The sequence below is a fragment of the Streptomyces sp. NPDC031379 genome, from assembly GCF_055569615.1.
Genome location: NZ_JBVIIT010000020.1, coordinates 84,177 through 109,039 on the forward strand (window position 1 = coordinate 84,177; position 24,863 = coordinate 109,039).

Genomic DNA, 24,863 nt, shown 5'->3' on the forward strand with positions numbered 1-24,863 from the left:
TCTTGCCTCCCGACGCGCTGGGCCCCCCCCCCCCCCCCCCCCCCCCCCCCCCCCCCCCCCCCCCCCCCCCCCCCCCCCCCCCCCCCCCCTGCCGCAGCGGATACCCGTCAGACCGCCGTCGCCGGGTACGTCGGGTACTCCACGCCCGAGACGTGCTGGACGACCCGGACGACCTGGCAGGAGTAGCCGAACTCGTTGTCGTACCAGAGGTAGAGGATCGCGTTGTCCCCGTCGACCTTGAGGGCACCGGCGTCCACGATCGAGGCGTGGCGCGAGCCGATGAAGTCGCTGGAGACCGCGTCGGGCGCCGTGATGAAGTCGATCTGGCGCTTGAGCGGCGAGGTCAGCGACACCTCGCGCAGGTAGTCGTGGACCTCCTCGCGGGTGGTCTCGCGGGCCAGCTGCAGGTTGAGGATCGCGATCGAGACGTCCGGCACCGGGACACGGATCGAGCTGCCGCTGATCTTCGCCTTGAGGTCGGGCAGCGCCTTCGCGACGGCGGAGGCGGCACCGGTCTCGGTGATGACCATGTTGAGCGGCGCGGAGCGGCCGCGGCGCTCGGACTTGTGGTAGTTGTCCAGCAGGTTCTGGTCGTTGGTGAACGAGTGGACGGTCTCCACGTGGCCGCGCAGCACGCCGTACTCGTCGTCCATCGCCTTCAGCGGCGGCACGATGGCGTTGGTGGTGCAGGAGGCGCAGGACAGGATCTGCTCGTCCGGCTTGATGGTGTCGTGGTTGACGCCGTGCACGATGTTCGGGACGTCGCCCTTGCCCGGCGCGGTCAGCACGACCTTCTCGATACCGGGGCGCAGGTGCTTCGACAGGCCCTCGCGGTCACGCCACTTGCCGGTGTTGTCGATGAGGATGGCGTCCCGGATGCCGTACTCGGTGTAGTCCACGTGCGACGGGTCGTCGGCGTAGATCACCTTGATCTCGTTGCCGTTGGCGAGGATCGTGCTGCTGTCCTCGTCCACGGTGATGGTGCCCTGGAACTGACCGTGGATGGAGTCGCGGCGCAGCAGCGAGGCGCGCTTGACGATGTCCTGGGCGCCGCCGCCGCGGACGACGATGGCGCGCAGCCGCAGGCCGTTGCCGGAGCCGGACTTCTCGATCAGCAGGCGGGCGACGAGCCGGCCGATGCGGCCGAAGCCGTACAGGACGACGTCGCGCGGCTCGCGGCGCTCGATCTTGTTGGCGCCCGTGGCACCGGCGACGGCCTCGGCGGTGAACTCAGCCACGCTCAGGCCGCGGTCGTCGGCCTGGTGCATGGTGGCCAGCATGCCGAGGTCGATCTGGGAGGGCCCGAGGTCGAGGGTGGTCAGGGCCTGCAGGTACGGCATGGTCTCGGTGACCGACAGCTCCGCGCCGGCGATCTGCCGGGCGAAGCGGTGCGTCTTCAGGATGCTGACCACCGACTTGTTCACCAAGGAGCGGCTGTGCAGCAGGACGGTCACGTCCTGCTCGCGGTGCAGCTTCCCGATGAGCGGGATCATCGACTCCGCGATCTCCTCGCGGATCTTCCAGTTGGTGAACGAGTCGTCGTTGACAGTCACAGATCTATCTTTCGAGCTAGGCAGCGCTCATATGGTAACCACACCCTACTTCGATCATCACGGTGGGTCTGTCAGGGGGTGCCGGAACAAGGAAGGGATCCGTTCCTGAATCAGGGTGGAAGTGCGTGAGAAACCCGGGTCGCGGATTGCATGTCCGAACAGGCCTGCCCAAGGTCAAGATCGTGAGCACCTCTTCCGTCCCCCGACCCGAGCCGGCCGCCCCGTCCGGTGCCCTCCGCCGCCCGGCCCTGCCGCGGATCGCCCGGCGCGCGATCCCCGAGGGCGCGCTCGCTGCCCTCGCCCTGTTCGCGGCCGTCCGGATCGCGGGGATCCTCACGGTGATCCTCACGAACGACCTCAGGGGGCTTCCGCTCGTCAGAAACCTGGCGCACTCCTGGGACTCGCGCTGGTACCTGCACATCGCCACACAGGGCTACGGCCACCTCATCTGGATCGGCCCGAACGGCGCGATCCAGACCGACTGGGCGTTCTTCCCGCTGTATCCGGCGCTCATCAGGGCGCTCGTCGTCGTCTCGCCGATGACCCCGGCCCAGGCCGCGATGCTCATCGCCTGGACCGCGGCGGTCGCGGCCGCGTACGGCGTCTACGCCGTCGGCCACCATCTGTACGGACGGGGTGTCGCCACCGCACTGGTCGCCCTGTGGGCCGTCCTGCCCCATGCCCTCGAACTCACCATCGCCTACACCGAGTCGCTGTTCGCCGCGCTCGCCGCCTGGTCCCTGTACTGCGTGCTCAAGGGTCGCTGGCTGTGGGCGGGTTCGCTGGCCGCGCTGGCGGGACTGGCCCGGCCCAGCGGATTCGCGGTGGCGGTCGCCGTCGCCCTCGCGGCCGCGCACGAGGCGCTGCGCCGGCGCGGCCGGGTCCCGGCGGGCCTGTGGGCCGGGGCGGTGCTGGCTCCGCTGGGCTGGCTCGGCTATGTGCTGTGGGTGGGCAGCGAGACCGGCGACCTGCTCGGCGGGTACCTCGAGGTGCAGAGCGCCTGGAACTCCCGCTTCGACTTCGGGGCGGGCTCGCTGCGCTTCCTGCGGGCTCTGCTCCTGTACGGCGGCGGCGTCGTCTACCCCGCCGCTCTGCTGATCATCGCCGCGGGAGTCCTGCTGTTCGCGCTGCTGTGCCTGGACCGCGCCCCGCTGGCCCTGGTGGTCTTCACCGGGGTCCTGGTCCTGCTCGTGGTCGGCGGCTCGGGCTCCTTCTCCTCCAAGCCGCGGTTCCTGCTGCCGGCCTTCCCGCTGCTCATCCCGATGGCCCGGGCACTCGCCCGCACCTGGCGCCTGCGACGGGCCCGGGCCGTCCTCGTCCACGGCGCCCTCGCCGTGGTGTCCCTGCTGTTCGGCGCCTATGTGCTGGCGGTGGCCCACTCCCCGCTGTGAGCCGCCGCCGGGTGCCGCCGCTGTGCGAAGGCCGTGAATCGGGGTAGCCGAGGAGGGCTCGAGGAAAGGATCGTCATGACGACCTACGTGATCAGCGTCCCCGGCACCTTCACCGCGGGAGCCGCGACGGACACCCGGGCCCGGCTGGCCGACGCGCTCCGGCCCGCCGATCCGCACGGCACGCGGATGGGCAGCGCCGAGGACCTGGACGTGCTCAGCGTCAACGAGGACAACACCTTCACCCTCCGCCTGACCGTCGAGGCGGACACCGGCCCGCACGCCGAGGAGGAGGCCCGCCGCCTCGCGGACTCCGCACTGCGGGACGCGGGACTCGACGAGGGGAGCGCGCCCCTGGGGCCTGCCGTGATCACCGGCATCGACTCCGAGGTCCGCTGACCCGGACCGCACCGCGACCATCCATGGGGCCAGATCATCCTATATAGGTAAAATCTAGGCATTTGCCGAAAGTCCAGGCGGCCGGTCCAGCCCGGGCCACCGCCCCGCCGGAAGTGATCGATGCCCCGCAAGCGCTCCCCGGACGAAGGCGACGAGCTGCTGGCCAGACTCGGTTCGCTCACCGCCCAGGCGCGTCAGCGCGCAGAGCTGCAGCGGACCCAGGTCGAGCTGGCCATCGCCCTGCAGCGGGGCATGCTGCCCCGGGACCTGCCCGCCGCGCCCGGCCTGCATCTGGCGGTGCGGTACGCGCCGGCCAACCTCGGCCTCAACGTGGGCGGCGACTGGTACGACGCCTTCGACATGCCCGACGGCCGGATCGGGCTGTCGATCGGTGACGTCCAGGGACACAACATCGAGGCCGCCGCCTTCATGGGCCAGGTCCGGGCAGGCCTGCGCGCCCTCGCCTCCGTCGCCGGCGAGCCCGGCGAACTCCTCGCCCGCACCAACGAGCTGTTGCTCTCCCTGGGCAGCGACCTCTTCGCCACCTGCACCTTCATGCGGCTCGACCCGGCCACCGGAGTGCTGGAGAGCGCACGGGCCGGCCACATCCCCTTCGTATGGGCCACGGCGGACGGCAAGTCCGGCGTCGTCGACGACGAGGGAGGACCGCCGCTCGGCATCCAGCACGGCATGGAGTACCCGGTCTCCCGGCACCGGCTGACCACCGGCGGAGTCTTCGTCCTGGTCACCGACGGCGTGGTGGAGGGGCCGTCACTGAACATCGAGGACGGGCTCGACCAGGTCGTGCGCCTCGCGGGCATCGCCGCGGTCGCCGGTCTGGAGGCCCGTGCCCTGGCCGCCGCCGTGATCAAGGGCGCCGAGAGTGTCGGACACGAGGACGATGCCGCCGCGCTCGTCGTGGGCCTCGACGGCCTCGGCGGCCGGCCCGGCATTCAGCCATAGGGCCCGACGGCGCCGTCTCTCGCCTCGCCGACCCGGGGCCACCGGTGTCAGATTGCTGCTGTGGTGGGTTACGAGCATCTGCGTCGACCGGGCGGCTACGTCGTCCAGGTGCTGACCGTCGCGGCCTGCTACTACGCGGCGAGCCGGCTCGGCCTGCTGCGGGGGCTGTCCGTCGAGGGCGCGATCGTCACCCCCATCTGGCCGCCGACCGGCGTCGCCGTCGCCGGTCTGCTCATCTTCGGCCTGCGCTGCTGGCCCGGAGTCACCCTCGGCGCGTTCTTCGCGGTGCTGTCGCTCACCACCCCCCGCCTCGACGTGCTCGCCCTCCTCGTCGGCAACACCGCCGCACCGCTGTGCGCGGCGCTCCTGCTGAGCCGGGCCGGCTTCCGCAGCGACCTCAGCCGCCTGCGGGACGGCCTCGCCCTGGTGTTTCTCGGCGCCCTGACCGCCATGCTGGTCAGCGCCACCGTCGGCGTCGGCCTGCTGTACGTCACGGACAGACTGGCCGCACACAGTTTCTGGCCCGTCTGGCTGGCCTGGTGGGTCGGGGACGCGATGGGCGTCCTGATCGTCACCCCGCTCCTGCTGTTGCTGCGGAACGCCCGCTGGCCGCCACCGCTGGGCCGCTGGCCGGAGGCGGCCGCGCTCGCCGTCGTCGCCTGCGGTCTCGTACCGCTGGCGGCCTACAGCTCGATCAGCATGCTCTTCCTCGTCTATCCGCTCATCATCTGGGCCGCCCTGCGCTTCCAGCTCGTGGGCAGCGTCCTGTGCGCGCTGTTCACGTCCGTGGTGGCCACCGTCGCCGCGACCGACGGTTTGGGGGCGTTCGCCGGGCTGAGCCGGATCGAGGTCATGGTGAAACTGCAGGCCTTCAACGGCGCGATGGCCCTGACTGCGCTGCTGCTGTCCGCCGTGATCACCGAGCAGCGCAACACCCGGCGCTCGGTGGAGAAGGCCTGCCAGGAGCTGGTCGAGGTGCTGGAGCACCTCACCGCGGGCGACGCACCGCCACCCCGGCCGCACGCGAGCAACGACGACACCGGCGACCGGTCGCGGCCGAGCGGCACGCCGTGAGGCATCCGCACCGGGCCGTGGCCCGGCGCCGCCCCGGCGTGTCGAACGGTCGGCCCTGGGCACTGGGAGACGATGGGCGAGCCCGTACGGGCGAGGGCCGGACCGGAGGGACAGGGGCGGCATGAAGCAGCGGGTGGCACCGCGGACGGCGCGCGCGGCGCGGCGGCAGACCGAAGCGCCCGAAACACCTACGCCCACCGCCCGGACCGACGAGCCGCCTCCGCCCACCGCCCTCGCGCCGGGGCCTTACGGCGAGGGCGACGAGCCGGTCCGGGTGGTGGGTTCTGGCGGTGCCGGTGGGCCTGCCGGGGTGGGCGGCGAGCCGGTCGGGGTGGTGGGTTCAGGCACCGCGTGTGGCCCTGTGGGCGTGGGCGGCGAGTCGGCTCGGGCGGGGGGCTCGGCTCCTGTCGGTGGGCCTGCCGGGAAGGGTGACGAGCCGGTCCGGGCGGTGGGGTCTGCCTTGGTCGGTGGGTCTGTCGGGGAGGGCGGCGAGCCGGTCCGGGCGGTGGGGTCTGCCTCGGTCGGTGGGCCTGCCGGGGTGGGCGGCGAGCCGGTCCGGGCGGTGGGGTCTGCCTCGGTTCGTGGGTTTGCCGGGGAGGGGGGTGAGCCGGTCGGGGTGGTGGATTCTGCCTGTGCCCGTGGTGGCGAGCCGCTCCCGGCGGCGGGCGCCGCCCCCGCGGCGGGGCCTGGCGGGGAGGGGGATGAGCCGGTTCGGGGGGCGGGTTCCGGCGTCGGTCGGGGATCGGGGGCCGGTGGTCCGGGGAGGCAGCGAGGTGCCGGGTCTTCCGGTGGAGGCGGCGACGTACGCCGCCGTGTCCCGCGCACCGACCTGCTCCTGCGTGACCCCCGCCTGGCCGGGGCCGTCGAGCGACTGGGCGCGTCCGTCGTGAAGGCCGCCGTCCGGCAGGCGCAGCAGCGGGCCCGGGAAGGAAGCATCACGCCCGAACGGGTGCCCGAGGTGGCCCTCGCCCTGTTGCCCGGCACCGCCGGCGGCCTGCGCCCGGTGATCAACGCCACCGGGGTGCTGCTGCACACCAACCTCGGCCGGGCCCCGCTGTCGGCCGCCGCCCGGCAGGCCGTCCAGGAGGCCGCCGGACCCACGGACGTCGAACTCGACCTGGCCGGCGGGGCGCGGGCCCGCCGGGGGCGGTCCGCCCTCGCCGCGCTGCACGAGCGGGTGCCGTCCGCCGGTGCCGTGCACGTCGTCAACAACGGCGCCGCCGCGCTGGTGCTCGCCGCCACCGCCCTCGCGGCAGGCCGGGAGATCATCGTCAGCCGGGGCGAGATGGTGGAGATCGGCGACGGCTTCCGCCTGCCCGACCTGCTCGTCTCCACCGGCGCGCGACTCCGTGAGGTAGGCACCACCAACCGCACGAGCGCCGCCGACTACGCCGACGTGATCGGCCCGGACACCGCGTTCGTGCTGAAGGTGCACCCCTCCAACTTCCGTATCACCGGTTTCACCCGGGCGGCCGAGGTCGCCGAACTCGCCGGCCTCGGCGTCCCGGTCGTCGTCGACATCGGCTCCGGACTGCTCGCGCCGCACCCGGCCCTGCCCGAGGAACCCGACGCCGGCACCCAGCTCCGCGCGGGCGCCGCGCTCGTCACCGCCAGCGGCGACAAACTGCTCGGCGGACCGCAGTGCGGACTCCTGCTCGGAGACCGGGACCTGGTCCGCGCCCTCGCCCGGCACCCACTGGCCCGCGCCCTGCGCGTCGACAAGCTGACCCTGGCCGCGCTCGAGGCCACGCTCACCGGCCCGCCCACCCCGACCGCCCTCGCCCTCACCGCCGACCCGGCCCGCCTGACGGCCCGCGCCGACCGCCTCGCCACCGGCCTCGCCGCCGACGGCATCGACGTACGGGCCGTGGAGTGCGCCGCCACGGTCGGCGGCGGAGGCGCGCCCGGGGTCACGCTGCCCAGCGCGGCGCTGTCGCTGCCCGAGCCGTACGCGGCCGCGCTGCGCACCGGCCGCGTCCCGGTCGTCGGACGCCTGGAGGCGGGCCGCTGCCTGCTGGACCTTCGGGCAGTGCCGGAGGAGGACGACGAACGGCTCGCGCAGGCCGTGCGGTCCGCGCTGCCGGGGGACGGCGGGCGGCCCGCCCCGACCGCCGCGGAGAGGTAGGCGCGATGCGGGTCCTCGCCACCGCCGGACACGTCGACCACGGCAAGTCGGCCCTGGTCCGCGCCCTCACCGGCATGGAGCCCGACCGTTACGAGGAGGAGCGCCGCCGGGGCCTCACCCTCGACCTGGGCTTCGTGTGGACCAGACTGCGCCCCGACGGAGAACACCTCGCCTTCGTGGACGTACCCGGGCACGAGCGGTTCGTCGCCACCATGCTGGCCGGAGTCGGACCCGTGCCCGCCGTGCTGTTCGTGGTCGCCGCCGACCAGGGCTGGCAGCCCCAGTCGCAGGAGCACCTGGCGATCCTCGACGCGCTCGGCGTCCGGCACGCCGTCCTCGCGGTGACCCGCAGCGACCTCGCGGACCCCGAGCCCGTACGCGCCGACGCCGTCGAGCGCCTGGCCGGCACCTGTCTCGGCAAGGCGCCGTCGGTCGCGGTCAGCGCGGTCACCGGCGCGGGCCTGGACGAGCTGCGCCGTGAACTGGCCCGGCTGGCGGACGAGCTGCCCGTGCCCGACGCCGATGCCGACGTCCGCCTGTGGCTCGACCGGGCCTTCACCGTCCGCGGTCACGGCACCGTGGTGACCGGCACCCTCGGCGCGGGCACCCTGCGGGTCGGCGACCGGCTGGTCACCGGGGACGGCGGGACCGTGCTGCGGGTACGCGGGCTGCAGAGCCTGCACGAGGAGCGGACGGCCGTCAGCGGCGTGGCCCGCGTGGCCGTCAACGTGCACGGTCACGGGGACGACCGCCTGCGCCGCGGGCAGGTGCTGCTGACCCCGGACCGCTGGCTGTCCACTGAACTGATCGACGTCCGGGTCACCGGCGAACCGGTGGCCGACCTGCCCCGGTCCGTCACCCTGCACATCGGCACCGCCGCCGTACCGGCGGCCGTCCGTCCGCTCGGCGCGGACACCGCCCGGCTCACCCTGGGCCGGGGCCTGCCCCTCCGGGTCGGCGACCGCGCGGTGCTGCGGGAACCCGGCGGGAGCCGCATGCCCTGCGGAGTCACCGTCCTCGACGTACGGCCGCCCCGGCTGGCCCGGCGCGGCGCCGGCCGGGCCCGCGCTGCCGAACTCGCCGGCATGACCGGCCGCCCCGAGGGCGCCGCGGAGCTGCGCCGCCGCAAGCTGATCCGGAGCGCCGACCTGCGCGCGATGGGCGTCCCGGCGCCCGTCGCGCCCGTCGCACGGGACTGGCTGGCCGACGCGGCGTACTGGAACACCCTCGCAGAACGGCTGGCGGCCGAAGTCGTACGGCACGCCCGCGCTCATCCGCTCGAGCCCGGCCTGCCCGCCGAGGCGGCCCGCCGTCTGCTCGGCCTGCCCGACCGCGCCCTGGTCGACGCGCTGGCCGAAGCGACGCCGCAACTCCACGCACGGCACGGCCGGTTGTACCCCTCCGAAAGCCGCCGTCCCGCCCTGCCACCGGCCGTCACCGCGGCCGTGGACGCCGTACGCCGGGACCTCCACCGGGCGCCGTTCCGCGCACCCGAGGCCGGGCGGCTCGAGGAACTGGGCCTCGATCGCAAGACGTTGGCCGCCGCGGAGGCCGCCGGTGCCCTGCTGCGCATCGCCGACGGGGTGGTGCTGCTGCCCGGCGCGGACGCCGAGGCCGCCGCCCTGCTGCGGGCCCTGCCGCAACCGTTCACCCTCAGCGAGGCCCGGCGAGCACTCGACACCACACGCCGGGTCGCCGTACCACTGCTGGAGTTCCTGGACGCCCGGGGCCGCACCGAGCGCGTCGACGACCAGCACCGGCGCTGCCGCACACAGGCGGAGAACGGAGGCGGACAGGAATCGAACCTGCCTGCCCGAGATCCTCGGACACCTCGGTTTTGAAGACCGGGAGGGCCACCAGGCACCCACACGCCTCCACCGCTCGTCAGGCTACTGCCCCAGGAGACCGGCATGACACCGACCCGCCAAGCGACCGTACGGCTCACGCAGTTCGCCCACGGCGGCGGCTGCGCCTGCAAGATCCCGCCGGGGGAGCTGGAGGAGGTGGTCGCCGGGCTGACCGTGCCACCGCTCGCCGGGGGCGACACCCCGCTGCTCGTCGGGATCGCCACCGGCGACGACGCCGCCGTGGTCACCCACCAGGGCACCGCGATCGTCTGCACGGCCGACTTCTTCACCCCGGTCGTGGACGATCCCTACGACTGGGGGCGCGTCGCCGCCGCCAACGCCCTGTCCGACGTGTACGCCATGGGCGGCCGGCCGGTGCTCGCCGTCAACCTCCTGGCCTGGCCGCGCGACCGGCTCCCGTTCGACCTGGCCCGCGAGGTGCTGCGCGGAGGACTGGACGTCGCCACGCAGGCGGGCTGCCACGTCGGCGGCGGACACAGCGTCGACGACCCGGAACCCAAGTACGGCATGGCCGTCACCGGTGTCGCCGACCCCGAGCGGCTGCTGCGCAACGACGCAGGCCGCCCGGGGCTGCCCCTGTCGCTCACCAAACCGCTGGGCCTCGGCGTCCTGAACAACCGGCACAAGGCCACCGGCGAGCGGTTCGAGCAGGCCGTCGCCACGATGGTGGCCCTGAACCGGGCGGCCTCCGAAGCCGCCCTGGCCGCCGGGGCCCGGTGCGCCACCGACGTCACCGGGTTCGGCTTCCTCGGCCACCTGTACAAACTGGCCCGTGCCTCCGGCGTCACCGCCGTGGTCGACACCGCCGCCGTGCCCTTCCTCGAAGGGGCCCGGGAGGCCGTGCGGGACGGCTACGTCAGCGGAGGTACCCGGCGCAACCTCGAATGGGTCGCCCCGCACACCGACTTCGGCGACACCGACGCCGACACCCGCCTGCTGCTGGCCGACGCGCAGACCTCCGGGGGCCTCCTCGTCGCCGGGGAGGTGCCCGGAGCGCCGGTGGTCGGGGAACTGGTGCCACGCGGGACCCGTTCCCTCGTGCTCAAGTGACACATCCGCCCCGGCGACCGCGTCACGGCTCCGTGCCCGTGTGCTCGTCGATGCCTGCCCGGGTCCGGTACGCCCGCACCAGCTCCACGGAGGCCGGACCCCGGGGCCGTCGGCCCGGCCGGATGTCGACGGCGAACGCCTTCGTCTCCTGGATGTGGGTGTTGGGGTCCAGGGCGAGGTGCAGCAGCTCGTTGGCCGCGTCCCCGGTGCTGTAGCCGTTGGGGCCCCAGTGATAGGGGAGGCCGACCTGGTGGAGCCTGCGCCCGTGCACGGTCAGCGGCGTCATGCGGTCGGTGACCAGCACCCGTGCCTCGATCACGGCCCGCGCGCTGACGATCGTCGCCCACCCGGTGTGCTCCAGGCCCCGCTCGGCGGCCAGTTCCGGGGACACCTCGCAGAAGAACTCGGGTTGCAGCTCGGCCAGGTACGGCTGCCAGCGGGACATGCCACCGGCGGTGTGGTGCTCGGTGAGCCGGTAGGTGGTGGCGACGTACGGGAACACCTGGGAGCCGGGCTCGTCGCCGCTCGGCTGGTAGCGGTTGTCCGGGTGCGGGGACAGCAACTGCCGTACCGGGTTGCGCTGCTGCTCGTACAGCAGGTTCGGGAACGGCGAGTCCTGCGGCTCGTAGTGCGCCGGCAGCGGCCCGTCGGTGAGCCCGGACGGCACGTACAGCCAGGCCTTGCCGTCGGCCTGCATGATGAACGGATCCGTGCCGGACAGCGCCTCCGGGCCGGTCGCGTCGTCGGGCGGCCGGTGGCCGGGCGACTTGTCCTTCTTGAAGTCCGGCACGTCGTGCCCGGACCACTCACCCTTGTCCGGGTCCCACCACACCAGCGCCTTGCGCTCGCTCCACGGCCTGCCCTGCGGGTCGGCCGAGGCCCGGTTGTACAGGATCCTGCGGTTGGCCGGCCAGGCCCACCCCCATCCGGCCGCCACCCAGTCCTGCTCCCGGCCCGGCTTGCGGCGGGCGGCCTGGTTGACGCCGTCGGCGCGGACTCCGCAGTAGATCCAGCAGCCGCAGGCCGTCGAGCCGTCCGGCTTCAGCTCCTCGTAGGAGGAGAGCGGTGCGCCCTCGGCGTCGTGGCCGTTGATCTCGGCGAGGACGGCCTCCGGGTCGGGTTCGGCGTGCCGGCCCGCGACCGGATAGTCCCAGGCCAGGTCGAGCACCGGACGGTCCATCTCGTCGGTGGACCCGGCGAGCTTCTCCCGGATCCGCCGTCCCAGGTGGTAGGCGAACCACAGGTCGCTGCGCGCCTCGCCCGGCGGCTCGACCGCCTGATGGTGCCACTGCAGCAGCCGCTGGGTGTTGGTGAAGCTGCCGGCCTTCTCGGTGTGCGCGGCGGCCGGCAGGAAGAACACCTCGGTGCGGATGTCCTCCGTGCGCAGCTCCCCGGTCTCGATCTCGGGGCCGTCCTTCCACCAGGTCGCCGACTCGATCAGGGAGAAGTCGCGGACCACCAGCCAGTCCAGGTTCGCCATGCCGAGCCGCATCAGCTTGGAGTTGGCGTTGCCCACCGCCGGGTTCTCGCCGACCAGGAAGTAGCCCTTGCAGACGCCTTCCAGCTGGGCCATCGTCGTCTCGTACGTCGAGTGCGACCCGGTCAGCCGGGGCAGGTAGTCGAAGCAGAAGTCGTTCTCGGCGGTCGCCGCCTCACCCCAGTACGCCTTGAGCAGGCTCACCAGGTAGGACCGCATGTTGCCCCAGTAGCCCTTGTGGGCCGCCTCGGCCCGCACGAAGGCCTCCAGGTCCTGGTCCTGGTGGGCGTGCGGCATCGGGATGTAGCCGGGCAGCAGGTTGAACAGGGTCGGGATGTCCGTGGAGCCCTGGATGGAGGCGTGCCCGCGCAGCGCGAGGATGCCGCCGCCCGGCCGGCCGATGTTCCCGAGCAGCGTCTGCAGTACGGCCGCCGCGCGGATGTACTGCACACCGACGGTGTGCTGGGTCCAGCCGACCGCGTAGGCGAAGGCCGTCGTCCGCTCCCGCCCGGAGTTCTCCGTCACCAGCTCGCACACCTGCCGGAACAGCTCCCGCGGCACCCCGCAGACCTGCTCGACCATCTCCGGCGTGTAGCGGGCGTAGTGCCGCTTGAGCACCTGGAAGACACAGCGCGGATGGGTCAGCGTCTCGTCCCGCTCCGGCTCGCCCTCGCCGATCACCGCGCCGCCCGCGCCGTGGGCCTCGCCGCGTGCCGCCTCCGTCACCGAACTCTTGTCGCCGGCGCGCTCCTCGTACTCCTGGTCGCGCTCGCCCGAGGCCGCCTGCATCTCGGTGCCCTCGTACTGCCAGCTGCGGTTGTCGTAGCTCCGGCTGCCGGTGTCGAGGCCGGAGAAGACCCCGGCCAGGTCCTCGGTGTCGCGGAAGTCCTCCCGGAGGATCACCGGGGCGTTGCTGTAGGCCACGACGTAGTCGCGGAAGTACTTCTCCCGCTCCAGGACGTGGTTGATGATCCCGCCGAGGAAGGCGATGTCCGAGCCCGCGCGCAGCGGCACATGCAGATCGGCCAGCGCGCTGGTGCGGGTGAACCGCGGGTCGACGTGGATCACCTTCGCGCCGCGCGCCTTGGCCTCCATCACCCACTGGAACCCGACCGGATGGCACTCGGCCATGTTCGAGCCCTCGATGACGATGCAGTCCGCGTTCTGCAGGTCCTGCTGGAAGGTGGTCGCGCCGCCGCGTCCGAACGAGGTTCCCAGACCGGGAACGGTGGAGGAGTGTCAAACGCGCGCCTGGTTCTCGATCTGGATCGCTCCGAGCGCGGTGTACAGCTTCTTGAGGAGGTAGTTCTCCTCGTTGTCGAGCGTGGCCCCGCCCAGGCTCGCGATGCCGAGGGTGCGCCGGGTGCGGGTGCCGTCGGCCTCCCACTGCCAGCCGGCCCGGCGGGCCTGGATCACCCGGTCGGCGATCATGTCCATCGCGGTGTCGAGGTCCAGCCGCTCCCACTCGGTGCCGTGCGGGCGCCGGTGGAGGACCTGGTACTCGCGGGCGTCCCCGGTCGTCAGCTGCAGGCTCGCCGCGCCCTTGGGGCACAGCCGGCCGCGCGAGACGGGGGAGTCCGGGTCGCCCTCGATCTGGGTGACCCGCTCGTCCTGGACGTAGACGTTCTGGCCGCAGCCCACCGCGCAGTACGGGCAGACGGACTTCACCACCCGGTCGGCGGTGGCGACCCGCGGCCGCAGCCGTTCGCTGCGTCCGCTCTTGGCGGCGGCACCCCGGCCCAGCGGGTCCGTGCCGGTGAGCTGGCGGTAGACCGGCCAGGAGTCGATCCAGGTGCGTACGCCCACAACCACTCCTCCCGCTCGCTCCCTCGATTTTCCCGCAACCCCGCGGCCGCGGCATCTCCCGCCGCGCAGAGCCGCGGAGTACCCCCGCCGCTCACGGCCAAACGGGCCCGGGACCCTCGGCCGAGGCCACTCCGCGTGGACGACGAGGTCGTGGCTGGTGTGGGCCGGTACGCCGGGGGCGGTGATCCCGTCGCCCGCTACCGCCGTTCCGGTGTCCGCGGATCCGACGCCGGCGAGGACCGCACGGCCGGCCCCGAGGGGGTCACCGGTCCTGCACGCGGGCCCTCTCGCGCTGAGGTACCACCGTGTACTTGGGGTCCTCGGCCGAGGCCACTCCCGCATGGAACACACCGAACCGCAGCGCCGCGGACCCGGTCAGCAGTGCGGCGCCCGCGGCCACCGCCACGCGCCGGTCGCGCAGCCGCCCCGACAGGGCCGCCAGCGCGGCACCGCCCGCGGTGAGCGCGTCCGCCGCCCGCAGCAACCGGTGCGGTCCGCCCTGCTCGAAGGGCTCGGCGGCCAGGCCCATGCGGCGCTTCATGACCTGGAAGGCGCCCAGCTCCAGCACGGCCCCCAGCACGGCCATCCGGCGGGCGGGCCCGGCCTCGCCGGCCGGAGCCGTGACCAGCGCGAGTCCGGACGCGGCCGTCGCACCGGAACCGGCGAAGACGAACGGCAGCTCCCGGTAGCCCTCGTGCCAGGACGGCACCGCCGTGTCCGCGACCAGCACCGCCGTGTAGGTCGCGACGGCCGGACCGAGGACGGCGGCGGCCGCGGTGGCGGCCGAGCCCACGACCCGGTAGCGGCCGGTGACGTCGCTCGCCGCGGCGGCCAGCGTCAGCGGCGCGTAACAGGTGAGCAGCCACGAGCCGACGCTCATCGGCGAGGTGGGCTTGAAGACCCGCAGCATGTTCAGGAAACGGCCGGGCCGCCCCAGGTCGTGCACCAGTGCCGCCAGCGACAGCGAGATGGCCCCGGCGGCCCCCAGCTTCGCCGGCCTGCCCAGGGCGGGCCGGCCGGTGGCCTCGGCCCCGGCCGCCAGCAGCGAGGACGCGCCGGCCAGACCGCCCAGGTACAGATAGCCGGCGATGTCCAACGGCCTCCACGGCGGCCTGTTGAGCACGGGTCTGCCGTAGTACGACGAGAACTCTGCGTCCGGCACCATCGGCTGCTCGCCCCGTCCGCGCCGCCGCCGGCGACGGCCCGCGTGCGCGCCGGTCGGTGCCTCCCGGCCGGGCCGCGCTCCCTCTACACCCTCGCGGGTGACATCGGATCCGGTCATCGTGGCCTCCTCGCGGACTCCGGGCTCCTCGCTCATCGCGGCCGCCTCGCGAAGCTGCCGACGGCCAGGGCGGCCAGGGAGACGGCGGCCAGCGCCGCGTGCCGCCACATGTCGGGCAGGTCACGGGTGGTGACCACCGGGTCCGGGGGCAGTCCGTAGACCTCGGGTTCGTCCAGCAGCAGGAAGAACGCCCCGTCGCCGCCGACCCCGTCGTCCGGGCTCTCGCCGTAGAGGCGGGCGTCGGTCACGCCGGCCGCGTGCAGCTGCGCCACCCGGGCCCCCGCCCGCTCGCGGAGTTCCTCCAGCGGGCCGAACTGGATGGAGTCCGTGGGGCAGGACTTGGCGCAGGCGGGCTCCATGCCGACGCCGAGCCGGTCGTAGCACAGGGTGCACTTCCACACCCGGCCGTCGCCCGCCCGCTGGTCGATGACACCGTAGGGGCAGGCGGGCACGCAGTAGCCGCAGCCGTTGCAGACGTCCTCCTGGACGACGACCGTGCCGAACTCGGTGCGGAACAGCGCCCCGGTGGGGCACACGTCCAGGCAGGCCGCGTGCGTGCAGTGCTTGCACACGTCCGAGGACATCAGCCAGCGCAGCTCGGTACGGCCGTCGGGCGAGACCGGGGAGATCCGCCCCGCGGCCGCGCCCTCGGGGGTCCCGCCCGGCGGGGGAGCGGTGGCGGCGCCCGGACCGGGTGACCCGGCGTCGGTGCCGAGCCGGGAGGCGGCCGCGAACACGTCCACGTCCTCGTGCGCGACCCCGGGCTCCTGCCCGCCGAACGGCCCCCGCTGCTCGATGAAGGCCACGTGCCGCCAGCTGTCGGCGCCCAGCCCCTGCGTGTTGTCGTAGGACATGCCGGTCAGTTCGAGGCCGTCCTCCGGGACGGCGTTCCACTCCTTGCAGGCCACCTCGCACGCCTTGCAGCCGATGCACACGGAGGTGTCGGTGAAGAAGCCCACCCGCGGCGGGGCGTCCCGATGGCCGGCGGCGCCGGCCACGTCCGGCTGCGGGCCGTACAGGAGGTTGCCGCGGTCCTCGTCCCCGCTCATCCGTGCCTCCTCGCTCACGAGGTGTCGCCCTCCCCGGGTACCTCGCCCGGCGACCGGGAGGGCCGCGCGCGAGGATGCGGTAGGCCTTCTCCCGCGACAGCAGCGCACGTCTCCTCGTGGCCGCCGCCCGCGGTGCGCCGCACCCGCGCGGTCGGCTCGCCGTCCGGCGGCAGGCCTCGGGTCGGCATCGCCTCGGCGTGCTCGCCTTCCGCCCGGTGCGGGGCCCCTCACTCTCGGTGCTCTCCTACGAGCCTGGCACGGGTGCCCGCGCTCCGCGCGCCCGAAACGGCCCGTACGGCGGGGCACCGGCCGCCCTGCCCGGTACCCGGGCGCGCGGTGCGCGGTCCGTCGCCCTCCTGGCCTGCGCACGCGCCGAGCGTTTTCCGGCCATCCGGACGGCGACGTCACCGCGGCCGTTCCTGCCGAGGACCTTGGCCGAACTCGTCCGAATACCCGGGTGACGGGTTCTCATTCCTGCCGTCCCCAGGTGATTTGTGTGATCGTCGAGAGTTGGCCGATTGCTTTGTCCGAGACCGTGAACGTGGGTTAGCCTTCGGCGTATTTTTCTCATCATGCAAATCCGTGAACTGCGGAAATGCACACACCAGTCGCCGGGTCAGGCCGTGTGCCCGGCAGTGGTTCCGAGCCCTCCGCAGGAGGGCTCCTGGGGAGCGGAACGAGGGTGCGCATGGCCGGCAAGGCGACCGGGACGACCGACGTGGTCCCGGGTGACCAGGAACTGAGAAGACTGCTCGCGGGGCTGACCGCGGTGCGCGACGGAGACTTCGGCACCCGGCTGCCGGACGACTCCACCGGGCTCATGGGCGACATCGCCACCGTCTTCAACGGCATGGTGGACCAGTTGTCCGTGTTCACCTCCGAAGTCACCCGCGTGGCCAGGGAGGTGGGCACCGAGGGGACCCTCGGCGGGCAGGCGCAGGTGCCGGGTGTCTCCGGCACCTGGGCCGACCTCACCGACTCCGTCAACGCGATGGCGGGGAACCTCACCACGCAGGTCCGGGACATCGCGCAGGTCGCCACCGCCGTGGCCAAGGGCGACCTGTCGCAGAAGATCGACGTCCCCGCGCGCGGCGAGATCCTTCAGCTGAAGGAGACCGTCAACACGATGGTCGACCAGCTGTCCGCGTTCGCGGACGAGGTGACCCGGGTCGCGCGCGAGGTCGGTACCGAGGGCCGCCTGGGGGGGCAGGCGCAGGTGCCCGGTGTCGCCGGTGTCTGGCGCGACCTGACGGACTCGGTGAACTTCATGGCCGGGAACCTGACGGCGCAGGTGCGCAACGTCGCCCAGGTGACGACCGCGGTGGCGCAGGGTGATCTGTCGCAGAAGATCACGGTGGACGCGCGGGGCGAGATCCTGGAGCTGAAGAGCACCATCAACACGATGGTGGACCAGCTGTCGGGCTTCGCCGACGAGGTGACCCGGGTGGCCCGCGAGGTGGGCACCGAGGGCCGGCTGGGCGGGCAGGCGGACGTCAAGGGCGTCAAGGGCACCTGGCGCGACCTGACGGACTCGGTGAACTTCATGGCCGGGAACCTGACGGCGCAGGTGCGCAACGTCGCCCAGGTGGCCACCGCGGTGGCGCAGGGTGATCTGTCGCAGAAGATCACGGTGGACGCGCGGGGCGAGATCCTGGAGCTGAAGAGCACCATCAACACGATGGTGGACCAGCTGTCGGGCTTCGCCGACGAGGTGACCCGGGTGGCCCGCGAGGTGGGCACCGAGGGCCGGCTCGGCGGTCAGGCGCAGGTGCGGGGCGTGGCCGGCACCTGGAAGGACCTCACCGACAACGTCAACGTGATGGCCTCCAACCTCACCGGACAGGTCCGCTCCATCGCCCAGGTCGCCACCGCCGTAGCCAAGGGCGACCTCTCCCAGAAGATCACCGTCGAGGCCGCGGGCGAGGTCGCCGCCCTCGCCGACGTCATCAACACCATGGTCGACACCCTCTCCGCGTTCGCGGACGAGGTGACCCGGGTGGCCCGCGAGGTGGGCACCGAGGGCCGGCTCGGCGGCCAGGCGCACGTGCCCAACGTGGCCGGCACCTGGAAGGACCTCACCGACAACGTCAACTCCATGGCCAACAACCTCACCGGCCAGGTGCGCAACATCGCGCTGGTGACCACCGCCGTGGCCAAGGGAGACCTGTCCAAGAAGATCGACGTCGACGCCCGCGGCGAGATCCTCGAACTGAAGACGACCATCAACACGATGGTGGACCAGCTCTCCGCGTTCGCGGACGAGGTGACCCGGGTGGCCCGCGAGGTGGGCACCGAGGGCCGGCTCGGCGGACAGGCCGAGGTCGAGGGCGTCTCCGGCACCTGGAAGCGGCTCACCGAGAACGTCAACGAACTCGCCGGCAACCTCACCCGGCAGGTCCGCGCCATCGCCGACGTGGCCAGCGCGGTCGCCGAGGGCGACCTGACCCGGTCCATCACCGTCGACGCCTCCGGGGAGGTGGCCGACCTCAAGGACAACATCAACTCCATGGTGGAGTCCCTGCGCGAGACCACCCGGGCCAACCAGGAACAGGACTGGCTCAAGACCAACCTCGCCCGGATCTCCGGCCTCATGCAGGGTCACCGCGACCTGCCCGTCGTCGCCGAGCTGATCATGGACGAGCTGGTGCCACAGGTGTCCGCCCAGTACGGCGCCTTCTACCTCGCCGAGGACGGTGCCGCCGGACCCGAGCTGCGGCTCGTCGGCTCCTACGGCCGGCCCGAGGAGGACACCCGGCCCGTCCGCATCGCGTTCGGCCGTTCCCTGGTCGGCCAGGCCGCGCGCAGCCGCCGTACCATCGCCGTGGACGAGCTGCCGCCCGGATACGTCACCATCTCCTCCGGACTCGGACAGGTCGAGCCCACCGCGCTGCTGCTGCTCCCCATCCTCTTCGAGGAGCAGGTCCTCGGCGTCATCGAACTGGCCTCGGTCACCCGGTTCACCCCGGTCCAGCGGGACTTCCTGCAGCAGCTGGTGGACACCATCGGCGTCAACGTCAACACGATCGTCGCCAACGCCCGTACCGACGAACTGCTCCAGGAGTCGCAGCGCCTGACCAGTGAACTGCAGTCCCGCTCGGCCGAGTTGCAGGCCCGGCAGGAGGAGCTGCAGCAGTCCAACGCCGAACTGGAGGACAAGGCCTCGCTGCTGGCCGACCAGAACCGCGACATCGAGGCGAAGAACCTGCAGATCGAGCAGGCCCGCCAGGAACTGGAGGCGCGCGCCCAGCAGCTGTCGCTCGCCTCGAAGTACAAGTCCGAGTTCCTCGCCAACATGAGCCATGAGCTGCGCACCCCGCTGAACAGCCTGCTCATCCTCGCCCAGCTGCTCGCCCAGAACCCCTCCCGCAACCTCACCCCGAAGCAGGTCGAGTACGCGGGCATCATCCACTCCGCCGGCTCCGACCTGCTCCAGCTGATCAACGACATCCTCGACCTGTCCAAGGTCGAGGCCGGCAAGATGGACGTGACGCCGGAGCGGGTCCCGCTGCGCCAGCTGATCGAGTACGTCGAGGCCACCTTCCAGCCGATGACCTCGCAGAAGAGCCTGGACTTCACCATCACCACGGCTCCCGGCGCCCCCGCCGACCTGCTCACCGACGACTCCCGGCTGCGGCAGATCCTGCGCAACCTGCTGTCCAACGCGGTGAAGTTCACCGAGCAGGGCGGAGTCGAACTGAGCGTCGAACCCGCCGCCGACGACGAGGTGCCGGGCGGCGTGGTGCGGGGCGGCGCGATCGTCGCGTTCCGGGTGAAGGACACCGGCATCGGCATCCCGGAACAGCAACTGGAGACCATCTTCGGCGCATTCCAGCAGGCGGACGGCACCACGAGCCGCAAGTACGGCGGCACCGGACTCGGCCTGTCCATCACCCGGGAGATCGCGCACCTCCTCGGCGGCGCCGTCACCGTCGACAGCACTCCCGCCAAGGGCAGCACCTTCACCCTCTTCCTGCCCGTGGCCCGGCCGGACTTCGAGGAGGTCCTGCGCGGCGGACGCGCCGTCCCGAAGCCCGCCGAACAGGCGTCGGAGGCCGGCACCAGCGGCCACGATCTCGCGGTGGGCGCACCGCTCGTCACCGCGAAGCGGCAGCGCTCGCGCCGCCTGCTCGTCGTGGAGGAGCGCCCGCGCGGTCTGCTCACGCTCGTCGCCGAGAGCGTGGTCAGGGACCTCGCGCACGGCCGCGCGGACGGGGGCGGCGCGCCGGTCGACGTCATCACCGCGGTCGGCGCCCAGGAGGCCGCGGGCGCGCTCGCCGCCGAGCCCTGCCACTGCGTCGTCGTCGAACTGGGCATGGCCGACGGGGAGTCCGCCCGCTTCCTGGACGCCCTGCGCGGGGACTCCGCTCTCGCGAGCGTCCCCGTCCTGGTGCACAGCTCCCACCGCACGGAACAGGTCGCCGACGGCACCGACGGCCCGCTGGAGTACCTGTTCAGCCTCGACGAGCTGCGCGAGCGGATCGCGCTGCACCTGTCGGCCGAGGAACCCGGCGAGGTGCTCACCCTGGTCCGCAGCGACGAACCGCAGCGCACGGCGCCGCACCTGATCGACGAGCACACCCGCGGCCGCACCGTCCTCGTCGTCGACGACGACGCCCGGAACCTGTTCGCGCTCAGCGGCATCCTCGAACTGCACGGCTTCCGTGTCCTGCACGCGGAGAACGGCCGCAAGGGCATCGAGACGCTGGTGGACAACCCGGACGTCGAACTCGTCCTGATGGACGTGATGATGCCGGAGATGGACGGGTACACGGCCACGGCGGAGATCCGCAGGATGCCGCGCTACGCCGACCTGCCGGTCATCGCCGTGACCGCCAAGGCCATGCAGGGCGACCGGGAGAAGAGCCTCGCCTCCGGTGCCAGCGACTACGTGACGAAACCGGTGGACACCCATGACCTCATCGCCTGCGTCCGGCGCTGGCTCCCGGCATGAGGACGCCACGGCGCGCCCGCCCGTCCGCAGGCCGAGGAGTACGGACCCGGTGAACATCCACGAACCCCCCGCCGAACCGGACGCGCCCGTCGGCGTGCCCGCACAGCTCCCGTCCCCCGATGCCCACCTGGGCGACGTGCCGGCCGGCTCGCCGGTGGGCAGGCTCGCCGCCACCGTGGAGCGGCTGCGCCGCGAGGTGCGGGCGGCGCAGGCCGAGGCCGAGGGCCGGGCGCTGATCGAGGTGGCCAAGGGCATCCTCGTCGAACGCCTCGGCTGCGGGCCCGCCCAGGCCGCCCGACAGCTCGCGGAACTGACCGCGCAGGCCCAGCTGACCCCGCTGGAGTTCGCGGTGGACGTCATCAACCAGGCGGCCCGGGACCGCGTCTCGGAGGTGACCGAGGCGTTCCTGTCCGTCGCCGCGGACCGGGCCGGGCCCGTCGCGGAGTCCGCCGCCGTACGGCTGCGTGCCGCCGAGAGCGGTGTCCTGGCCGCCCACGACAGCCAGGCGATGGCCGACTCGCTGCTGGACCACGCCCTGCGGCCGCTCGGCGCGGTGGCCGTGGCCATCTGGGCGGCCGGCTCCGACGGCTCGCTCACCCTGGCGGGCAGCGCGGGCTTCCCGCCGGCCGAGGCGGCCCGCTGGCGGTACGTCCCGCCCGACGTGGCCACCGTGGCCCGGAGCGGCCTGACCGAGCCCGAAGGACAGTGGCTGCCCTCGCTCGCCGCCTCCGGGCTGCCCACGATCGGCCGCCGGGAGTACGCCGACGGCGCCCGGATCGCCGTACCCGCCGGCGCCGGCGGCCGGATCCACGGCGTTCTGGAGATCGCCTGGCCCAAGCCCGAGGCCCCGTTGCCGCGCCCGGTGATCCGGCAGGTGGAAGCCCTCGCCGAGCTGTGCGCGCACACCCTGGAGACCATCGCGCTGCCGCCGGGGGCAGGCCAGGAACCCCGGGTGCTGCCCGACGTGGTGGAGCTGATGGACCTGGCGGACGGGCTGCACGACCCCGCCCTGGTGCTGGTGCCGCACCTCGACGACACCGGTCAGCTCGTCGACTTCCGCATCCAGCACGTCAACGGCCGCTTCCTCGACCCGGCGGGGCGGCCGCGGGCCGTGGTCAACGGCGCCCTGCTGCTGGAGGCCTATCCGATGGCCGCCGGTGCCAGCGAGCTGTTCCAGCGGGTGGAGCGGGTCTACGCCACGGGCGAGCCGTTCCGCGCCCACCGCATGCGGCTGACCGCCCTGGTCGACGAGGTGCCGCTGTCGGCCGTCGCGGACATCAGCGTCAGCCGCCACGGCTCCAGCGTGCTGCTCATCTGGCGCATCGAGGACGAGACGGCACGCCTGGCCAGCCTGCTCCAGCACGCCCAGCGGCTCGGCCGGATCGGCGGCTTCGAGGAGAACCTGCTCACCGGCGAGATCACCTGGAACGGTCAACTGTTCAACCTCTACGGCCGCCCGCCCACCAGCGTCCCGGTCGCCCTGGAGGACCTGCCCGCGCACGCCCACTCCGACGACGCCGTCTCCATCGGCCGCTTCCTGCGCACCCTGCTGCACCACCGCAGGCCCGCGTCCGCCGCGTTCCGGCTGCTGCGCCCGGACGGCGTGACCCGGCACATGCGCGTGGTCGCCGAACCGGTCCTCGACACCCACGGCCAGCTCTTCGGCGTCCGCGGCGCCTACCAGGACATCTCCGCCCAGCACTGGACCGAGGTCGCCCTCGCCGCCACCCGCGACCAGCTGGCCCACACCGAGCAGCAGGCCGACGAGCGCAACCGGCTCGCCCTGCAGCTCCAGCACGCCATCATGCCGCCCACACAGGCCCCGCTGCGCGTGCCGGACCTCCAGGTGGCGGTGCGCTACCGGCCCGCCGAGACCGAGCAGCTGGTCGGCGGCGACTGGTACGACGCCGTCGTGCTGCCCTCCGGCCTGGTCCTGCTGTGCGTCGGTGACGTCGCCGGGCACGGGATCGAGGCGGCCACCAGCATGGTCGTCCTGCGCAACGCGCTGCGCGGACTCGCGGTGACCGGGGCGGGCCCCGCGCAGCTGCTGTCGTGGCTGAACATCGTCGCCCACCATCTGACGGGCGCCGTCACCGCGACCGCGGTCTGCGGCCTCTACGACGGCGAACGGCGGACCCTGCGCTGGGCCCGGGCGGGCCATCTGCCGCCGGTCCTGGTACGGGAGGCGGAGGCCACCGCCCTGCCCAGGCTCAGGGGCCTGCTGCTGGGCGCCCTGCCGGAGGCGGTGTACGAGGAGACCGAGGTGCAACTCGCCGCCGGTGACACCCTGTTGATGTACACCGACGGCCTGATCGAGCGCCGGGACCGCTCGGTGGAGGAGTCACTCTCCCACCTGCTGGACACGGCGCGCGCGGCGCCCACGACCCTGGACCAGCAACTGGACCGGCTGCTCACCTACAGCAGGTCGGACACCGACGACGACACCTGCATCGTGGGCATCAGGGTCGGCTGAGGCGCCGAGGTCTCACCCGGCCGGGTCGCCGGTGAGCGGCACCGTGGCGGAGACCCGCTTGCCGTGGGACAGACGGGTCACCTCCAGAGCGCTGGAGATCATCGTCACCAGATGCAGTCCGTGACCGCCGACCCGCCGGGGATCGGGACGGCGCCGCAGGGGCGGGTCGGCGGACGTGTCCGTCACCGTGATGTGCACCGCGGACCCGTCGGGCACCACTTCCAGGCGCAGGGCGCACGGGCCGGGGGCGTGCTTGGTCGCGTTGGTGACGAGTTCGCTGACGACCAACTGGGCATCCTGCACCGAGCGCCGGTCCGGAGCGGGCCGCGCCCTCGAGAGCAGAGCCGCGAGGGCGTCTCTCGCGTCGGCGATGCTGGTGATGCCGGTGTCCCAGGTGCGGCTGTAGCGCAGGGGCGGGGGGCGGTCCTGCGTCGTCACGTGCGTCCTGAGCGGGATGTCCATACCTCGTTGCCCTTTTCCTCCGGGGTCAGGGTCCCTTCCTGTGCACACGGGGATCGTGCCGTCCTGCTCCGGCTACCCGCTGGACCGTCGATCAAGGGGACGTCCGCAGGTAATCCTCCGGTTGCGCGCGGGCCCCTGGCGGGAGGCGGCCGGCCGGGGGCGCGGCGGGCGCGCAGGCCCCTCCCGGGTGGCGACGCACGCCCCGCGCCGGTCGCCCGCACACAGCGGAACGGGCCCGAAAAATCCGCTTCCATGGGATTTCCCGGACCCGTTCGCCATCCGAATGGCGGCCCGATTCGGTGCGTCGGACCGATTCTCGGACCGATTCAGTGCTTGAAGACGTCCTTGGCCTTCTCCTTGGCCTGCCGGGCGTCCCCGCGCGCGCCTTCCATGCGGCCCTTGGCCTCCATGCTCTCATTGCCGGTGGCGCGGCCCACGACCTCCTTGGCCTTGCCCTTGACCTGCTGCACCTTGCCCTTGGCCTTCTTGTCACCAGCCATGGGGTTTCACATCCCAACGTCTTCGCGGTGTCCGTTCGACATCCGGTTTTCCACTGCGCCGCCGTCCAAACACGGAAGCCGGATTCGGCAGCCGGGCGAAAAAACGAGGGGTGATCGAGGAATTTACGGGAACCCGCCGGTTCGGAGGTTGATAAACATGGTTCCTTTGCTTCTGGTTCTGCTGCTGGCCCTGATTCTTTTCGGTGCGGGCTTTGCGCTGAAGGCGCTGTGGTGGATCGCGGTGATCGTGCTCGTGCTGTGGCTGCTGGGCTTCCTCGTCCGCCCGGCCGGAACCGGAGGCCGGCGCGGCCGCTGGTACCGCTGGTAGGCACGGCCTCCCCGGCGGCGGGGGGGGGGGGGGGGGGGGGGGGGGGGGGGGGGGGGGGGGGGGGGGGGGGGGGGGGGGAGAGGAGGGGGGGGGGGGGGGGGGGGGGGGGGTGGGG

15 protein-coding genes, 1 tRNA gene and 1 pseudogene are annotated in these 24,863 nt (G+C 73.1%); 10 read left to right on the forward strand and 7 right to left on the reverse strand.

Annotated features, from left to right (window positions below; genetic code table 11):
* Nucleotides 1-107 precede the first annotated feature (107 nt).
* On the reverse strand, nucleotides 108-1,553 hold the full coding sequence (locus tag ACZ5CW_RS27105; RefSeq protein WP_468605737.1) for a glyceraldehyde-3-phosphate dehydrogenase: 1,446 nt from the start codon (nucleotides 1,551-1,553) through the stop codon (nucleotides 108-110).
* A gap of 182 nt (nucleotides 1,554-1,735) precedes the next feature.
* Here ACZ5CW_RS27105 and ACZ5CW_RS27110 point away from each other — a divergent pair, with 182 nt between their 5' ends.
* The 6 genes and pseudogenes from ACZ5CW_RS27110 to ACZ5CW_RS27135 all read left to right on the forward strand — a co-directional run.
* Nucleotides 1,736-2,944: a hypothetical protein gene (locus ACZ5CW_RS27110; RefSeq protein WP_468605739.1), complete on the forward strand. Its 1,209-nt coding sequence runs from the start codon at nucleotides 1,736-1,738 to the stop codon at nucleotides 2,942-2,944.
* Between the two features lie 75 nt (nucleotides 2,945-3,019).
* On the forward strand, nucleotides 3,020-3,340 hold the full coding sequence (locus ACZ5CW_RS27115; RefSeq protein ID WP_468605741.1) for a hypothetical protein: 321 nt from the start codon (nucleotides 3,020-3,022) through the stop codon (nucleotides 3,338-3,340).
* Between the two features lie 120 nt (nucleotides 3,341-3,460).
* Nucleotides 3,461-4,303 (forward strand): PP2C family protein-serine/threonine phosphatase, encoded by an 843-nt coding sequence (locus ACZ5CW_RS27120; protein ID WP_468605743.1) that lies wholly within the window; start codon nucleotides 3,461-3,463, stop codon nucleotides 4,301-4,303.
* A 60-nt stretch (nucleotides 4,304-4,363) separates the two neighbouring features.
* A complete protein-coding gene (locus ACZ5CW_RS27125) occupies nucleotides 4,364-5,377 on the forward strand; it encodes an MASE1 domain-containing protein (protein ID WP_468605745.1) in 1,014 nt (337 codons plus the stop codon).
* 616 nt (nucleotides 5,378-5,993) lie between these two features.
* Nucleotides 5,994-7,502, forward strand: coding sequence for an L-seryl-tRNA(Sec) selenium transferase (selA, locus tag ACZ5CW_RS27130; protein WP_468605747.1), 1,509 nt, complete (start codon nucleotides 5,994-5,996; stop codon nucleotides 7,500-7,502).
* A gap of 5 nt (nucleotides 7,503-7,507) precedes the next feature.
* Nucleotides 7,508-9,250 (forward strand): annotated as a pseudogene (locus ACZ5CW_RS27135) (SelB domain-containing protein); the annotation flags it as partial.
* A gap of 35 nt (nucleotides 9,251-9,285) precedes the next feature.
* On the opposite strand, the gene ACZ5CW_RS27140 reads toward ACZ5CW_RS27135, so the two are convergent.
* Nucleotides 9,286-9,378 (reverse strand) — tRNA-Sec (locus tag ACZ5CW_RS27140).
* Nucleotides 9,379-9,412: 34 nt separating this feature from the next.
* On the opposite strand from ACZ5CW_RS27140, the gene selD reads away from it, so the two are divergent.
* Nucleotides 9,413-10,420: a selenide, water dikinase SelD gene (gene selD, locus ACZ5CW_RS27145; protein WP_468605749.1), complete on the forward strand. Its 1,008-nt coding sequence runs from the start codon at nucleotides 9,413-9,415 to the stop codon at nucleotides 10,418-10,420.
* A 22-nt stretch (nucleotides 10,421-10,442) separates the two neighbouring features.
* Here the strand turns inward: selD and fdh are convergent, their stop codons facing one another.
* The 3 genes from fdh to ACZ5CW_RS27160 form a co-directional block, all read right to left on the reverse strand.
* Nucleotides 10,443-13,703 carry a formate dehydrogenase gene (fdh, locus tag ACZ5CW_RS27150; protein ID WP_468605751.1) on the reverse strand — a complete coding sequence of 1,087 codons (3,261 nt, stop codon included), beginning with the start codon at nucleotides 13,701-13,703 and terminating at the stop codon, nucleotides 10,443-10,445.
* Between the two features lie 262 nt (nucleotides 13,704-13,965).
* Nucleotides 13,966-14,985 (reverse strand): NrfD/PsrC family molybdoenzyme membrane anchor subunit, encoded by a 1,020-nt coding sequence (nrfD, locus tag ACZ5CW_RS27155; RefSeq protein ID WP_468605753.1) that lies wholly within the window; start codon nucleotides 14,983-14,985, stop codon nucleotides 13,966-13,968.
* A gap of 32 nt (nucleotides 14,986-15,017) precedes the next feature.
* On the reverse strand, nucleotides 15,018-16,034 hold the full coding sequence (locus ACZ5CW_RS27160) for a 4Fe-4S dicluster domain-containing protein (protein WP_468605755.1): 1,017 nt from the start codon (nucleotides 16,032-16,034) through the stop codon (nucleotides 15,018-15,020).
* Between the two features lie 688 nt (nucleotides 16,035-16,722).
* Here ACZ5CW_RS27160 and ACZ5CW_RS27165 point away from each other — a divergent pair.
* A complete protein-coding gene (locus ACZ5CW_RS27165; protein WP_468605757.1) occupies nucleotides 16,723-20,985 on the forward strand; it encodes a HAMP domain-containing protein in 4,263 nt (1,420 codons plus the stop codon).
* A complete protein-coding gene (locus ACZ5CW_RS27170) occupies nucleotides 20,945-23,458 on the forward strand; it encodes a SpoIIE family protein phosphatase (protein WP_468605759.1) in 2,514 nt (837 codons plus the stop codon). The genes ACZ5CW_RS27165 and ACZ5CW_RS27170 overlap by 41 nt, the downstream gene beginning before the upstream one ends.
* Before the next feature lie 12 nt (nucleotides 23,459-23,470).
* Here the strand turns inward: ACZ5CW_RS27170 and ACZ5CW_RS27175 are convergent, their stop codons facing one another.
* A complete protein-coding gene (locus ACZ5CW_RS27175; RefSeq protein ID WP_468605761.1) occupies nucleotides 23,471-23,920 on the reverse strand; it encodes an ATP-binding protein in 450 nt (149 codons plus the stop codon).
* A 326-nt stretch (nucleotides 23,921-24,246) separates the two neighbouring features.
* Entirely contained in the window at nucleotides 24,247-24,420 is a 174-nt protein-coding gene (locus ACZ5CW_RS27180; protein ID WP_468605763.1) for a CsbD family protein, read from the reverse strand.
* 157 nt (nucleotides 24,421-24,577) lie between these two features.
* On the opposite strand from ACZ5CW_RS27180, the gene ACZ5CW_RS27185 reads away from it, so the two are divergent.
* On the forward strand, nucleotides 24,578-24,748 hold the full coding sequence (locus ACZ5CW_RS27185) for a DUF5670 family protein (RefSeq protein ID WP_468605765.1): 171 nt from the start codon (nucleotides 24,578-24,580) through the stop codon (nucleotides 24,746-24,748).
* The last annotated feature ends 115 nt before the right edge of the window (nucleotides 24,749-24,863 follow it).